This is a genomic window from Bradyrhizobium sp. GW821-FHT13H05 (assembly GCF_058804065.1).
Genome location: NZ_JBXAPO010000005.1, coordinates 316233 through 330082, shown reverse-complemented (window position 1 = coordinate 330082; position 13850 = coordinate 316233). Strand labels below are relative to the sequence as shown.

Here is a 13850-nt window from a genome sequence, read left to right as displayed (position 1 = left end):
TCTTTGTTCGGAACGAAAGGCGCTTGCGTCCGCGCCCGCTGGTCCGGCTGTTGTCCCGTCAGGATTTACCGGCGGCCGGCCGCTGCGGCTGCCCTTCATAGGCGGAGACGATCCGCGCCACGAGTTCGTGGCGGATCACGTCCTCGGCTTTGAAATGAACTTGTGCAATGCCTTCGACGCCGTTCAGCAGGCGGGTCGCTTCCGCGAGACCCGAGGTCTGGCCGTTCGGCAGGTCGATCTGCGAGGGGTCGCCGGTCACGATCATGCGGCTGTTCTCGCCGAGACGCGTCAGGAACATCTTCATCTGCATCGACGTGGTGTTCTGCGCCTCGTCCAGGATGATGGCGGCGTTGGTCAGCGTGCGGCCGCGCATGAAGGCGAGCGGCGCAATTTCGATCTCGCCGGTCTGCAGCGCGCGCTCGACGATGCGGGCGTCCATGAGGTCGTACAGCGCGTCGTAGATCGGGCGCAGATAGGGATCGACCTTCTCGCGGAGATCGCCGGGCAAAAAGCCGAGCCGCTCGCCGGCTTCCACCGCCGGACGCGACAGGATGATCTTGTCGACCTCCTTGCGCTCGAACAGCTGCGCGGCATGCGCGACGGCGAGCCAGGTCTTGCCGGTGCCGGCAGGTCCAATGCCAAACACCAGCTCGTGGCGCTTCAGCGCCCGGATGTAAGAGTCCTGCGCGGCGGTGCGCGCGCGCACCGGGCGCTTGCGCAAATTGATGCTGTCGAAGGTCGACTTGCCCGACTTGGCGTCGAACTCGAACAGCGACCCCTGGGCGATGACCGCACGGATCGCGCCTTCGACCTCGCCCTGGTCGAGGTCCTGGCCTTTCACGGCCTGGGCGTAGAGCGTCTCCAGCACACGGCGTGCGGCATCGCAGCCGTCGCGCGAGCCGCCGATCGTGATGTGGTTGCCCTTGGAATCGACCACGACGCCGAGCCGCCGCTCGATCTGCGCGAGGTGCTGGCCGTAGGGGCCGACCAGCGCGGATGCGGCGCGGTTGTCGTCGAAGTCGATGACGACCTGGGTCTCGGGCGGAACTTGCATGTCGCGGTCAAATTTGCGGCTGGGAGCGATAGAAGACGAATCCGATGCGCTTTTTGGCAAGGGTTCAGGCTCCAGTGGCTATGGGCGATAAAGCGGGCTCGTGCGCAACGCGCGGGATCACGAGCTCGCCGAGGAAACTATAGCGTTCAAGGCTGTCGATTCTGACAGGCAGGATCTGTCCGATAATGTCGGGCGAGGCCATCACATGGGCGGGCTGGAGGAAGGCGGTGCGACCGACGATCTGGCCATCCTTGCGCGCCGGCCGCTCGAACAGCACATCGACCGTTGAGCCAATCGCAGCCTTGTTGAAGGCCGATTGCTGGCTGTCGATCAGTTCCTGGAGCCGCTCCAATCGCTGGTCCATCTCGGAAGGGGACACCGTCTCCTGCATATCCGCGGCCGGCGTTCCCGGCCGGGCGGAGTATTTGAACGAATACGCCGCAGCGTAGCCGATTTGCGTGACAAGCGCGAGAGTGGCGAGAAAATCTTGCTCGCTTTCGCCCGGGAAGCCCACGATAAAATCTGATGAAAAAGCAATGTCTTGGCGTGCAGAGCGGAAACGGTCGATGACATCGAGATAATCATCGGCGGTATGTTTCCGGTTCATGGCGGCCAGAATCCGGTCCGAGCCCGACTGCACCGGCAGGTGTACGAACGGCATCAAGGCATCGAGATCGCGATGGGCCGCGATCAGACTGTCATCGACGTCGCGGGGGTGGCTGGTCGAATAGCGCAGCCGTGCGATGCCGGGAATCGTCGCCAGATGCTCGAGCAATCGGCCAAGCCCCCAGCTTTTTCCGTCCGGTCCGTCGCCATGATAGGCGTTGACGTTCTGCCCGATCAGCGTGAGCTCGCGCACGCCGTTGTCGGCCAGCCGCTTCACGTCGTCGACGATCTTCGCCACAGGACGCGAGACTTCGGCGCCGCGCGTATAAGGCACGACGCAGAAGGTGCAGAACTTGTCGCAGCCTTCCTGCACCGTGACGAAAGCGGAAATGCCGCGCGCGCGGATCGCGGCGGGTTTCGGCTGGGCCAGGAAGCCGAACTTGTCCGCGGCGGGAAATTCGGTCTCGATCGCGCGGCCTTCCTCGCGCGCCCGCTTCAGAAGCTCCGGAAGGTGATGGTAGCTCTGTGGGCCGACCACGACATCGACGACCGGCGCGCGCCGCGTGATCTCCCCGCCTTCGGCCTGCGCAACGCAGCCGGCGACCGCGATCTGCATCGTCCGGCCCCCGCGCGCGGCCTCGTCCTTGGCGAGGCGCAGCCGGCCGAGCTCGGAATAGACCTTTTCGGAGGCCTTCTCGCGGATATGGCAGGTGTTGAGGATGACGAGGTCGGCGTCCTCTGCGCTGGCCGTCTCCACGAATCCTTCGGGGGCCAGCGTGTCCACCATGCGCTGGGCATCGTAGACGTTCATCTGGCAGCCATAAGATTTGATGTGCAGCTTGCGCGGCGGCGTCATGGAACCTGGAATGGAGGTGGAGGACGGCCCTCAGATATAGGCTGGAGGGACGAAAATCCAGCGAATGGCCGCTTTTTAGACGGTCATTCCGGGTTCAAGTGCTCTGCGCACGCCCAAAATGATGCAAAATGGCCGATATCAGCCCGTCAGGGCGTCCGCTGCGACCCGCCGGACCAGCTCGGGCAATTGCCGCATATCGTCGAATGTCAGTCCGGCGCCGGCGGCCCGCAGCCTTTCGGCATGACCCGGCGGGCAGTGGCTGCCGCCGTGGAAGCCCAGCACGGTCATCCCGGCGGCGTGCGCGCCGGTTACGCCGGGCACGCTGTCCTCGATCACGACGCAGCGTTCCGGTGCGGCCTTCATCTGCCCGGCGGCAAACAGAAACAGATCGGGCGCAGGCTTGCCGCGCGCGACCTGGCTTGCCGAAAAGATGTTCGGGGCGAGCAGGTCATAGAGCCCGGCGCATGTCAGGCCGTGATGGATCTTTTCCGGCGTGCCGCTCGAGGCAACGCATTTGGGCAAATCGATCGCGGCGATCGCTGCCGCCACATGGGTGATCGGCTGCAGATCGCTGGCGTAGAATTGCAGCGTTGCCGCGTTCACCTGGCTCTCCAGATCGTCAGGGAGGCTGCGGCCGATTTCCTGCTCGACCATCCGTCGCGCATCTTTCTCGGATACGCCGAGGAAGCGGACCAGCACCTGCTCGGATGTGATCGGATAACCGTGCCGCGTCAGCACATCCGCATGCGCACGACAGGAGATCACCTCGCTGTCCACGAGCACGCCGTCGCAATCGAAGATGATGAGATCTACCGACACCAGATCAGGACGTCGGCTTGTCGTCGTCGAGCGGGACGCAATAGAGCTCGAGCCGGTGATCGACCAGCTTGTAGCCAAGCTTGCGGGCGATCTCCGCCTGGAGCTTCTCGATCTCTTCGGAGGTGAACTCGATCACCTTGCCATCGCGCAGATTGATGAGGTGGTCGTGATGGCTGTCGCGCATCGTCTCGTAGCGCGCGCGGCCCTCGCGGAAATCATGGCGCTCGATGATGCCGGCATCCTCGAACAGTTTGACGGTGCGGTACACCGTCGAGATCGAGATCTTGTCGTCGACCGCGACGCAGCGCCGGTACAATTCCTCGACATCGGGATGATCGACGGCCTCCGCAAGCACGCGCGCGATGACGCGGCGCTGCTCGGTCATGCGCATGCCGGTGGCGGCACAGCGCGCTTCGATGCCGGACGCCTTGGATGCGGGAGAAGCTTTAAGTCCACTCATGTGTTGTCTGCCTGACGGGGCGCTATCTGCCATCAATATTACGACAAGTCACGTCGCATCAGAAGGGCGTTCAATTGGTCCCCGTTCGGCTGCTTATAGTAGCGTTCGCGACGTCCGACCACCATGAATCCGGCCTTGTCATAGAGTCGCCGCGCCGGCTGGTTATTCTCCTCGACTTCGAGAAATATCGTGCGCACGCCGCGCCCGGCGAGATGGCCGAGATGGGTCATCAGCAGCGTACGGGAGAGGCCGCGGCCGCGCTGGGCCTGGTCCACCGCGATCGAGAGGATTTCCGCTTCGTCGGCGCCGATCCGCGACACCGCAAAGCCGATCGTCTTGCGGTCGAGCCGCAGCCGATGCACCAGCGTGTTGCGCTCACTTAGCATGCTCTCGAACTCGCCTTCGCCCCAGCCGTGCGCGAAGGAGGCGCCGTGAAGCTGCGCGAGCCGCGCGGCGTCACGCGCGGAGGCGGGCTCGACGGCGGCCGTGCCGCCGCGCCACCATTCCGAAAACCATCTCATCATGAGTTTGCGGCTTGTGCGAGCGGCGGCAATGCGGCCGGCTTTGCATCGGGCGCCTTCAGATAGAACGGCCGCGCCGGATTCGCCTCGGGATTGGCTGCGGCGCCGAGCCAGGCGACCCAGCTGATGTCGGGCGCAGGCTGCGCGTCGATTGCAACGGGTTGCGGCCCATCCTTCGGCCAGCGATCGGCAAGGATCTTTGCGGCGTTGCCGACCAGATGCGGCGCGCCGAATTGCGAGGCCGCAATCGCCTCGTCGATAGAAGCGACGCCCGGCCGCACCAATTGGCTGCCGTCGCCGGCCACGATCTGGAAATAGACGTGATCGTGCCGCGCATCGATCGCCGAGATCACCGGTGCCGTTCCGCTCTGGCCGACGACGGTCGCGGCATAGGCCGATAACGTCGTCAGTCCGACGGCGGGGCGCTTGGCCGCGAGCGCAAGGCCGCGTGCGGCCGAAATGCCGACGCGGAGGCCGGTGAAGCTTCCGGGGCCGACGGTGACGGCGATGCGGTCGAGCGAGGTGAAAGCGAGATTGGTCGATTGCATGACGCGCGCAATCATCGGCATCAGGGCCTCGGCATGGCCGCGCTTCATGAGAAGCTGCTCCTGTGCAAGGAGCTCGCCGGCGTCGGTGTCGAGAACGGCGGCCGCGCACGCCTCCAGCGCGGTATCGATGGCAAGGATCAGCATGGAATCAGCTTAGTCGGTTCCGCCGCGGTCGAACCAGAGCAAGTTTCACTTCTCGACAGGCGCACAGCCGGTTCCGTAATTCTACGTGCGCGGGAACACGATGGGAGCTTCGCGCCCCATTTTTGAAGCGGCCGGATGGATTGCAACCTCCGTGATGTCCAGCTAAGTATTTGAAATATTTTAATTTTAAGAAAGCCTTAGCAATCCAATGTCACCTTGCGTGCATAGCGGAAAATCGAGTTAACGACGACTCGGGCAGAGCATTTTGGCGGATCAGGTCGCGCGCGGTCAGGACATTTGCAAAGGGATTCATTGATGTTTTTTTGGCGCAGCGGTTCTTCGGCAAGGGAGGCTTTGGCTCAGGTCATCGCGCTCGGCAAGTCGCAGGCGGTGATCGAGTTCAATCTCGACGGCACCATCGTGACGGCCAACCAGAATTTTCTGGATGCGATCGGTTATCGGCTCGACGAGATCAAGGGCAAGCACCACAGCATGTTCGTGGTGCCGGAGGAGCGGGATAGCGCGGCCTACCGCGCGTTCTGGGCGAAGCTTGCCCGCGGCGAATATCAATCCGCGGAATACAAGCGCCTTGGCAAGGACGGCCGCGAGATCTGGATCCAGGCGTCCTACAATCCGATCATCGACGAGGCAGGCAAGCCGGTAAAGGTCATCAAGTTCGCGACCGACATCACGGCGCGCAAGATCCGCAGTCTGGAAGATGCCGGAAAGATTTCCGCGATCGGCCGCGCGCAGGCGGTGATCGAATTCAATCTCGATGGCACCATCATCACCGCCAACGAAAATTTCCTGGGTGTGATGGGCTATCGGCTCGACGAGATCCAGGGCCGGCATCACGGCATGTTCGTCGGTGGGGGCGAGCGTGACAGCGCGGCCTATCGCGCGTTCTGGGCGAAGCTCGCCCGCGGCGAATTCCAGTCGGCCGAGTACAAGCGCTTCGGCAAGGGTGGCAAAGAAGTCTGGATTCTCGCCTCCTACAATCCCATCCTCGACGACGCCGGCAAACCGTTCAAGGTGGTGAAGTTTGCCACCGACATCAGCGCGCAAAAGTTGTCGAACGCGAATTTTGCCGGGCAGATCGAGGCGATCGGCAAGTCGCAGGCCGTGATCGAGTTCGACATGGATGGCAAGGTTCTGACCGCCAACGAGAACTTCCTCGGCGCGCTCGGCTATACACTGCCCGAGATCGTCGGCAGGCATCACAGCATGTTCGTGGGCGCCGATGAGCGCGACAGCGAAGCCTACCGCGCCTTCTGGGCCAGGCTGAACGCCGGTGAATTCCAGTCCGGCGAATATCAGCGTGTCGGCAAGGGCGGGCGGCAGGTCTTCATCCAGGCCTCCTACAATCCGATCCGCGATCTCAACGGCAAGCCGTTCAAGGTCGTGAAATACGCCTCCGACACCACCGCCCAGGTGATCGCGCGCAAGCGCAGCGAGAAGGTGCGCGACATGATGGACTCGGTCGCTGCCGGAGCCGAGGAGCTCAACGCCTCGGTGCGCGAGATCGCGGAGGCGATGACGCGCTCGCGCCAGACTGCTTCGACCGCGGTCGACCGGGTCGAGGCGGCGGACCAGCAGGCGCAGCGGCTGACGCAAGCGGCGGAGTCGATGAGCATGATCGTGCAGCTCATCGGCAACATCACCGGCCAGATCAATCTGCTGGCGCTGAATGCCACCATCGAGTCCGCGCGCGCCGGCGAGGCCGGTCGCGGCTTTGCCGTCGTGGCGTCGGAGGTGAAGAACCTTGCCAATCAGGCCAAGCAGGCGGCCGACCGGATCGAGCAGGAGATCGGCAATCTCAACGGCATCTCGGTCGACGTGGTCGCCGCGCTGGGGGCGATCCGGGGTGCGATCGAGGGCGTCAACGAATATGTGTCGTCAACGGCTGCCGCCGTCGAGGAGCAGAGCACCGTCACCAACGAGATGTCGGCCAGCATGCGCAAGGCCGCGGAAGAGGCGGCAAGCATCGGCCAGGCGGCGTAGGAAGGTCTCGTAGGGTGGAGTAGCCGAAGGCGTAATCCACCCTACGGCACCGTGCTTACATCGGCCGGACTTCGACCACGTCGGGCACGAAGTGCTTCAAGAGATTCTGGATGCCGTGCTGGAGCGTCGCGGTCGATGACGGGCAGCCGGCGCAGGAGCCCTTCATGTTGAGATAGACGATACCGTCCTTGAAGCCGCGGAAGGTGATGTCGCCGCCGTCATTGGCGACCGCGGGCCGCACGCGGGTCTCGATCAGATCCTTGATCATGTCGACCGTCTCGGCATCGGACTCGTCGAAGAACTCGTCCTCGTCGTCGAGATCGGCCGCGCTCTGAGCTGCGCCGTCAGCGAGCAGCGGCGCGCCGGACATGTAGTGCTCCATGATGGCACCGAGGATCGCGGGCTTGAGCTGCTGCCACTCACCGTCCGCCTTGGTCACGGTGATGAAATCCGATCCGTAGAACACGCCGGTGACGCCGGGCACGTCGAACAGCTTTTCCGCGAGCGGCGAACGCGTGGCCGATTCGCGGCTCGCGAATTCCATCGGGCCGCCGTCGACGACAACGCGGCCGGGAATGAATTTCAGCGTGGCGGGATTGGGGGTGGCTTCGGTTTGAATGAACATGGTTTTCTCCAGACGTCGCCGGTTCAAGGCCGGCGCGTGGCCTATTCCCTAGCAGATGGCGACGGGGAACGCACGGTCAAGGGGCGGCGAGGGCGTTTCGTTGTCATATCAGCGGGTTAGGGCACCCAAAAAGCCTCTGCACCGTCATGGCCGGGCTTGTCCCGGCCATCCACGCCTTGCTTCGTGGCGCCAAGAACGTGGATGCCCGGGACAAGCCCGGGCATGACGAGTGCCGGAGCTATGACAGCGAATCCACGCTTTGGTCGCTCAGCGCACCGGAGATGATCGTCACCGGCACGGGGAACGTGCCGAGTTCGTGCGCGAGCAGCGAGACCAGCGGTCCCGGACCTTCAGCGCCGGGGCTGGCGGCCAGCACCAGCAGGGCGATGTCAGGATCTTCGTCGATCACTGCCAGCAGCTGTTCCATCGCAGCGCCCTCGCGGATCACCCGCTCCGGCGTGATTGCGGCGATGCCGTTGGCACGGCCTGCGGCGCGATCGAGCTCGGCTTTTGCCGCCTCCTGCGCCTCGGCGCGCATGATGTCGGCGACACCAAGCCATTCCTGGGTCCGCTGCTCGGGCTCGATGATGCGCAGCATCACCACGCCGCCGCCGGCACGGATCGCCCAGCGGCTCGCATAATACACCGCGCGATCCCATTCGGCGGTGTCGTCGACGATGACGAGGCATTTGGGCTTGTGACCCGGCTCGAAGCAAAGTCGCTTGCTGGTCATGCATGTCCCGGAATGTGCACGGTGAGCATGCTGCCACACTCCCCGATGGTTTGGGAGAGGGACGTTGGCCGGCGTCGTCACGCCGGCCGTGTTCCGCGAACGCTTTAGCGCCGGCGGATGAAGCCGACGATGTCCTTCGAGAGCTTCATGGTCTCGTCGGCAATGGCACGGGCCCGGTCGGCACCATCGTTCAGGATGGCGTCGATATGGCCGGGGTCGGCGACAAGGCGCTTCATCTCGCCGGCGATTGGCGAAAGTTTTGTCACGCACAGCTCCACCAGCGCGTTCTTGAAGCTGGAGAACTGGCCGCCGCCGAATTCTCTGAGCACGTCGGCCTTGGTACGGCCGGAGAGCGCGGCGAAGATGCCGACGAGATTGTCGGCCTCGGGCCGCGGTTCCAGGCCCTTCTCCTCGGAGGGCAACGGCTCCGGATCGGTTTTCGCCTTGCGGACCTTCTGCGCGATGGTGTCGGCATCGTCGGTCAGATTGATGCGCGAATTGTCCGAGGCATCCGACTTCGACATTTTCTTGGTGCCGTCGCGCAAGGACATCACGCGCGTCGCGGGTCCCGTGATCAGCGGCTCCGGCAACGGGAAGAACAGGCCGTCATTGGCGCCGAGGTTGCGGATCGAATCGCCAAAGTCGTTGTTGAACTTCTGCGCGATGTCGCGCGAGAGCTCGAGATGCTGCTTCTGGTCCTCGCCGACCGGAACATGGGTGGCGCGGTACAGCAGGATGTCGGCGGCCATCAGCACGGGATAGTCGAACAGACCCACGGACGCATTCTCGCGGTCCTTGCCGGCCTTCTCCTTGAACTGGGTCATGCGGCCGAGCCAGCCCATGCGCGCGACGCAGTTGAAGATCCAGGCGAGCTCGGCGTGTCCCGAGACCTGGCTCTGGTTGAACACGATGTGCTTCTTGGGATCGATGCCGCTGGCGATGAACGCCGCGGTCACCTCGCGGGTGTTGCGCGCGAGCTCGACCGGTCCGCCCCAGACGTCCACGCCCTGCGTGATCGCGTGCATGTCGACGACGCAATAGATGCAGTTGTGGGTTTCCTGCATCTTCACGAAGTTGACGATCGCGCCGAGATAATTACCGAGGTGCAGATTGCCCGTCGGCTGGACGCCCGAAAAGACCCGTTCAACGAATGGCATGTTGGTGTTCCCAGAGGTATTCGGGTCGTCGTTTCCAACAGCGGCGCTGCCCCGTCAAGGGTAATTCGATGGCCTCGCCCGCCAAGGTCGGGCTAGGCGGGCCGCTTCAAGGCGGCCGCCGCCTCGCGCCAGGAGGCTGCGCCGAGGATTTGCAGGAGCAGGCCATAGACGGCGATTCCGGCCGCAATCTGCACGCCCAGCACGATGAAGCGGATGAGGCCATGCGCCTCGGCGGGGATGAGATCCGTGGTCAGCCAGAGCAGGGCGCCCATGGCCGCGGCTGCGAGCACGATCCGTGGCAGTCGTTTTCGTGCGGCGGCGTCAACCGAGAAACCGAATTCGCCGGTGCCTTTCCGGAGCAGCGAGAGCGTGCTGCTCCAGGCGCCGGCGGCGATGCTCGCGGCAATTCCGGTCGCGCCGAAATAGTGGCCGAGCAGGACCGCTAGGGCGACCGCGACCACAAAGCCTTTGGCGGTCGCCAGCATCGGCGTCATCGTGTCGCTGCGCGCATAGAAGGCCGGCGACAGCGCCTTGATCAGCACGTGGGCCGGCAGGCCCAGCGCCAGCCACATCAGTGCGCGTGCGGTGGACGTGCTGTCCTCCGCGCCGAAGGCGCCATGCTCGAACAGCAGCCGCACGATCGGCTCGGCCAGCACGATCAGGCCAAGCGTGGCCGGCAGCGCCAGCCCGGTCGCAAGCTCCAGCGCGCGCGATTCCGCATGCGCCACCGCGTCGCGGTCGTCGCTGGTGACCGCGCGCGTCAGTTCGGGCACCAGCACCGTGCCCATGGCGACGCCGACGATGCCGAGCGGCAGCTCGATCAGGCGGTTGGCGAAATAGAGCCAGGACACGGCGGAAGGCGTCGCGGAGGCGATGATCGCGCCCGCGACCATCAGCCATTGCGGGCCCGAGCTCGCAATCATGCCGGGGATCGCCTTGGCGAAAAAGCCGCGCATCTCCTTGTCGAAGCTCACACGCAAAGGCGTCGCAAGACGCGCACTCCGTTGCGACAGCAGCATCAGGAGTTGCAGCAGGCCGGCAACGCCGACGGTCGCCGCCAGCATCCACGCGGCGAAGCCGGCATCCGCATGCCAGACGAGCAGCACTGCGATCGCAGCGATCAGCGCGATGTTGAACAGCAGCGGCGAGAATGCGGTCAGCGCAAAACGCCCTTGCGCGTTGAGCAATCCCATCAGCACGGTGACGGGGCCGGCGAAGGCGAGATAAGGCAGCATCAGCCGCGCGTTCTGGACCGCGAGATCGAGTGTCCCGCTGCCGAGGAATCCCGGCGCGATCACTGTGATGATCAGCGGCATCGCCAGTGCAATCACGAGCGAGATCACGATCAAGGCCGCGCTGACCGTGCCAAGCACGCGTCCGGCGAACGCGGAGGCGGCGTCCTCGCCATCACGGTCACGGACGCGTAGCCAGGCCGGGATCAGCGCCGCGTTCAGGGCTCCCTCGCTGAGCAGCCGCCGCACCACATTGACGAGCTGGAAGGCGGCCAGAAACGCATCTGCCACGGCGCCGGTGCCCAACAGTGCGGCAATCATGGAATCGCGCGCAAAACCGAGTAGCCGCGAGGCCAGTGTTCCCGTCGAGACTGTCAGGAAGGAGCGGATCATTGCTCTTTAATAATACCGTTGCTTGCTCGCTAAGGCCCGGTCGTGATAGGCCGCGAGCCAGATTTCAGGCTGACAGGAAGCGGATTTCCCCAAGGTTCGCAATCCGCCAAACAGGATCAAGGTGAATGGCTGACGTGAAATATGACGTTCTCGGGATCGGCAACGCGCTGTTCGACGTCCTGGTCAAGACCGACGAGGCTTTCCTGGCCAAGCATGGCATGACCAAGGGCAGCATGTCCCTGATCGACGAGGCGCGGGCCGCCGCCATCTACAGCGACATGGGCCCGGCCACGGAAGTCTCGGGCGGCTCGGCCGCCAACACCATCGTCGGCATCGGCAGCTTAGGTGCCCGCGCCGCCTATGTCGGCAAGGTCAAGGACGACCAGATCGGCAAGCTCTATGTCCATGACATCCGCTCAGCCGGCGTCGCCTTCAACACGCCCGCCGCCAAGGACGGCCCCGCCACCGGCTGCTCCTACATTCTGGTCACCGGCGACGGCGAGCGCACCATGAACACCTATCTCGGCGCGGCGCAGGATCTGTCGCCAGCCGACATCGACCCGGCCGAGATCGCCTCAGCCGGCATCGTCTATCTCGAAGGCTATCTCTGGGACCCCAAGAACGCCAAGGACGCCTTCGTCAAGGCGGCCAAGATCGCCCATGACGCCAGACGCAAGGTGGCGCTGACGCTGTCGGATTCCTTCTGCGTCGATCGCTATCGCGACGAATTCCTCAGCCTGATGCGCAACGGCACCGTCGACATCGTGTTCGCCAACGAATCCGAGCTGCATTCGCTCTACATGACATCGGATTTCGACACCGCGCTGAAGCAGCTGCGCAATGACGTCAATCTCGGCGTGGTCACCCGCAGCGAGAAGGGCTGCATGGTGGTCTCGGCTGAAGATGCCGTCGCCGCGCCGGCCGCTCCCATCGCAAAACTCGTCGACACCACCGGCGCCGGCGATCTCTTCGCCGCCGGCTTCCTGTTCGGCCTCGCGCGCAATTTGCCGTACAAGCAGTGCGGCGAACTCGGCGCGCTCGCCGCTGCCGAAGTGATCCAGCACATCGGCGCGCGGCCGCAAGTGTCGCTGAAGGAGCTGGCCGAGCAGCGCGGGCTGACGGTTTAAGGCCCCGCTCTCTCATCGTCATTGCGAGGAGCCCTTGCGACGAAGCAATCCAGACTATTTCTGCGGAGGGATTCTGGATTGCTTCGCTGCGCTCGCAATGACCGTGTGGTGAGAGCCCCAATCCCTCACGCCGCCTTCTGCCCGCTCCCCGCATCGAGCCCGGCATAAACCCCGCGCTCGAAGCCTGCGAATGCCTCCAGGCATTTCCCATCCGCGAACGGCAACAGCTGCATCAGGATCACGCCGGTGACGTCGCGCGCCGGATCGATCCAGTAATAGGTGTTGGCGAGGCCCGCCCAGGCGAGGCTGCCGGCGCTGCGGCCTTCCGCGGTCTTGGCGGTGTTGATCATGAAGCTGAGGCCCCACTTCTTCACCTGCTCCGGATAGAGATCGACGTCGTTGGTATAGATCGGCGCCGCCGTCGCCAGCTTGGTCATGTTGAGATCGCCCATCTGGTTCTGGCTCATGGCGGCGATCGTCTCTGATTTCAGCACCTGGTTGCCGTTGCCGCGGCCCTTGTTGAGGATCATCTGGGTGAATTTGATGTAGTCGGCCGCGGTCGAATAGAGGCCGCCGCCGCCCATGTGGAATTCCGGCTCCTGCTCGAGCTCGAACGGGATCGCCGCGAGCTGGCCGTCCTCGCCGCGCGCATGCATGCCGACCAGGCGCTTGCGCATGTCGTCGGTGATCTTGAAGCCGGTGTCGGACATTCCGAGTGGAGCAAAAAGATTGTCGCGCAGATACGCGTCCAGGCGCTTGCCGCTGACGGCTTCGACCGCCTTGCCGACGAAATCGATATTGGTGCCGTATTCCCAGCGCGTGCCGGGGTCGGTCATAACAGGCGTCTTCAGCGCCGCGTTCTGGCAGGTGGTGATGGCCGGCGTGCCGGTCTTCTCCAGATAAACCCCGAGGTCGCCGTTCCACATGTTGTAGGCGAAGCCGGCGGTGTGGGTCATGAGCTGACGCAGCGTGATCACGCCCTTCGCCGGTCGCAGTTTTGGTTCGCCCTTGGCATCAAAGCCCTCCAGCACCTGCGGCTTGGCCAGATCAGGCAGCACCTCGCCGATCGGCTTGTCCAGCGACAGCTTGCCATGCTCGACCAGTTGCATCGCGCCTGCCGATGTCACCGCCTTCGTCATCGAGGCGATCCAGAACACGCTGTCCGCCGTCATCGCATCGGGTTTTGACAGATCGCGCTTGCCGAATGCGCCCTGATAGAGCACTTCGTTACCGCTGGCAGCGATGGCGACCACGCCGGGAATCTCCTTGGTGTCGCTCTTCTGGCGCAGAATCTCGTCGATCTCAGCTTGGCTTCGCATCCGCGTTTCCTCCGGTTTGATTATTGTTGGAAGCGATCGATTGTCCTCCTGCACGCCTTGCGCGGCAAGCGCGTCGAGATGCCCGCGATGGTCGCGATCTCGTGACTTGACGGTCCGCGTCTCAGGCAGGACGACAAGGCGGCTGAACTGCAACACTCCGTCACAATCTGCGGTGGATCGCCATGACTCGCCGTGACCGTAGATGGGCTCTGGCGCTATGTTTTGAGTGTTTGAAGCACTTGAAACATTTTGTGC

13 protein-coding genes are annotated in these 13850 nt (G+C 64.1%); 2 read left to right on the top strand and 11 right to left on the bottom strand.

Translation table 11 applies throughout. The annotated features are described in order from the left end of the window. Positions 1-58: 58 nt before the first annotated feature. From AC1RR3_RS18245 to tsaB, 6 genes are all read right to left on the bottom strand, one after another. On the bottom strand, positions 59-1054 hold the full coding sequence (locus AC1RR3_RS18245; protein WP_492824498.1) for a PhoH family protein: 996 nt from the start codon (positions 1052-1054) through the stop codon (positions 59-61). A gap of 64 nt (positions 1055-1118) precedes the next feature. Then, on the bottom strand, positions 1119-2516 hold the full coding sequence (gene miaB / locus AC1RR3_RS18240; protein ID WP_492824497.1) for a tRNA (N6-isopentenyl adenosine(37)-C2)-methylthiotransferase MiaB: 1398 nt from the start codon (positions 2514-2516) through the stop codon (positions 1119-1121). A gap of 138 nt (positions 2517-2654) precedes the next feature. After that, on the bottom strand, positions 2655-3335 hold the full coding sequence (locus AC1RR3_RS18235) for an HAD family hydrolase (protein WP_492824496.1): 681 nt from the start codon (positions 3333-3335) through the stop codon (positions 2655-2657). Positions 3336-3339: 4 nt separating this feature from the next. Next, on the bottom strand, positions 3340-3795 hold the full coding sequence (locus AC1RR3_RS18230) for a Fur family transcriptional regulator (RefSeq protein WP_492824495.1): 456 nt from the start codon (positions 3793-3795) through the stop codon (positions 3340-3342). Between the two features lie 38 nt (positions 3796-3833). Further along, a complete protein-coding gene (gene rimI, locus AC1RR3_RS18225) occupies positions 3834-4319 on the bottom strand; it encodes a ribosomal protein S18-alanine N-acetyltransferase (RefSeq protein WP_492824494.1) in 486 nt (161 codons plus the stop codon). Beyond that, complete coding sequence (gene tsaB, locus AC1RR3_RS18220) at positions 4316-5008, bottom strand: tRNA (adenosine(37)-N6)-threonylcarbamoyltransferase complex dimerization subunit type 1 TsaB (protein WP_492824493.1); 693 nt, start codon at positions 5006-5008, stop codon at positions 4316-4318. Before tsaB ends, rimI begins: the two co-directional genes overlap by 4 nt. A 315-nt stretch (positions 5009-5323) precedes the next feature. Here tsaB and AC1RR3_RS18215 point away from each other — a divergent pair, with 315 nt between their 5' ends. Further along, positions 5324-7009: a methyl-accepting chemotaxis protein gene (locus AC1RR3_RS18215; RefSeq protein ID WP_492824492.1), complete on the top strand. Its 1686-nt coding sequence runs from the start codon at positions 5324-5326 to the stop codon at positions 7007-7009. A gap of 55 nt (positions 7010-7064) precedes the next feature. Here the strand turns inward: AC1RR3_RS18215 and AC1RR3_RS18210 are convergent, their stop codons facing one another. The 4 genes from AC1RR3_RS18210 to murJ all read right to left on the bottom strand — a co-directional run bounded on the left by AC1RR3_RS18210 (position 7065) and on the right by murJ (position 11149). Beyond that, positions 7065-7634 (bottom strand): NifU family protein, encoded by a 570-nt coding sequence (locus AC1RR3_RS18210; protein ID WP_492824491.1) that lies wholly within the window; start codon positions 7632-7634, stop codon positions 7065-7067. A gap of 238 nt (positions 7635-7872) precedes the next feature. Beyond that, positions 7873-8367: a universal stress protein gene (locus tag AC1RR3_RS18205; RefSeq protein WP_492824490.1), complete on the bottom strand. Its 495-nt coding sequence runs from the start codon at positions 8365-8367 to the stop codon at positions 7873-7875. 104 nt (positions 8368-8471) lie between these two features. Next, complete coding sequence (gene trpS, locus AC1RR3_RS18200; protein WP_492824489.1) at positions 8472-9524, bottom strand: tryptophan--tRNA ligase; 1053 nt, start codon at positions 9522-9524, stop codon at positions 8472-8474. A 92-nt stretch (positions 9525-9616) separates the two neighbouring features. Continuing rightward, positions 9617-11149 (bottom strand): murein biosynthesis integral membrane protein MurJ, encoded by a 1533-nt coding sequence (gene murJ, locus AC1RR3_RS18195; RefSeq protein ID WP_492824488.1) that lies wholly within the window; start codon positions 11147-11149, stop codon positions 9617-9619. A gap of 125 nt (positions 11150-11274) precedes the next feature. On the opposite strand from murJ, the gene AC1RR3_RS18190 reads away from it, so the two are divergent. Then, the gene (locus tag AC1RR3_RS18190; RefSeq protein ID WP_492824487.1) at positions 11275-12276 is read left to right on the top strand and encodes an adenosine kinase; all 1002 of its coding nucleotides are present in this window, start codon (positions 11275-11277) and stop codon (positions 12274-12276) included. A 125-nt stretch (positions 12277-12401) separates the two neighbouring features. Here the strand turns inward: AC1RR3_RS18190 and AC1RR3_RS18185 are convergent, their stop codons facing one another. Continuing rightward, on the bottom strand, positions 12402-13595 hold the full coding sequence (locus AC1RR3_RS18185) for a serine hydrolase domain-containing protein (RefSeq protein ID WP_492824486.1): 1194 nt from the start codon (positions 13593-13595) through the stop codon (positions 12402-12404). Positions 13596-13850 lie beyond the last annotated feature (255 nt).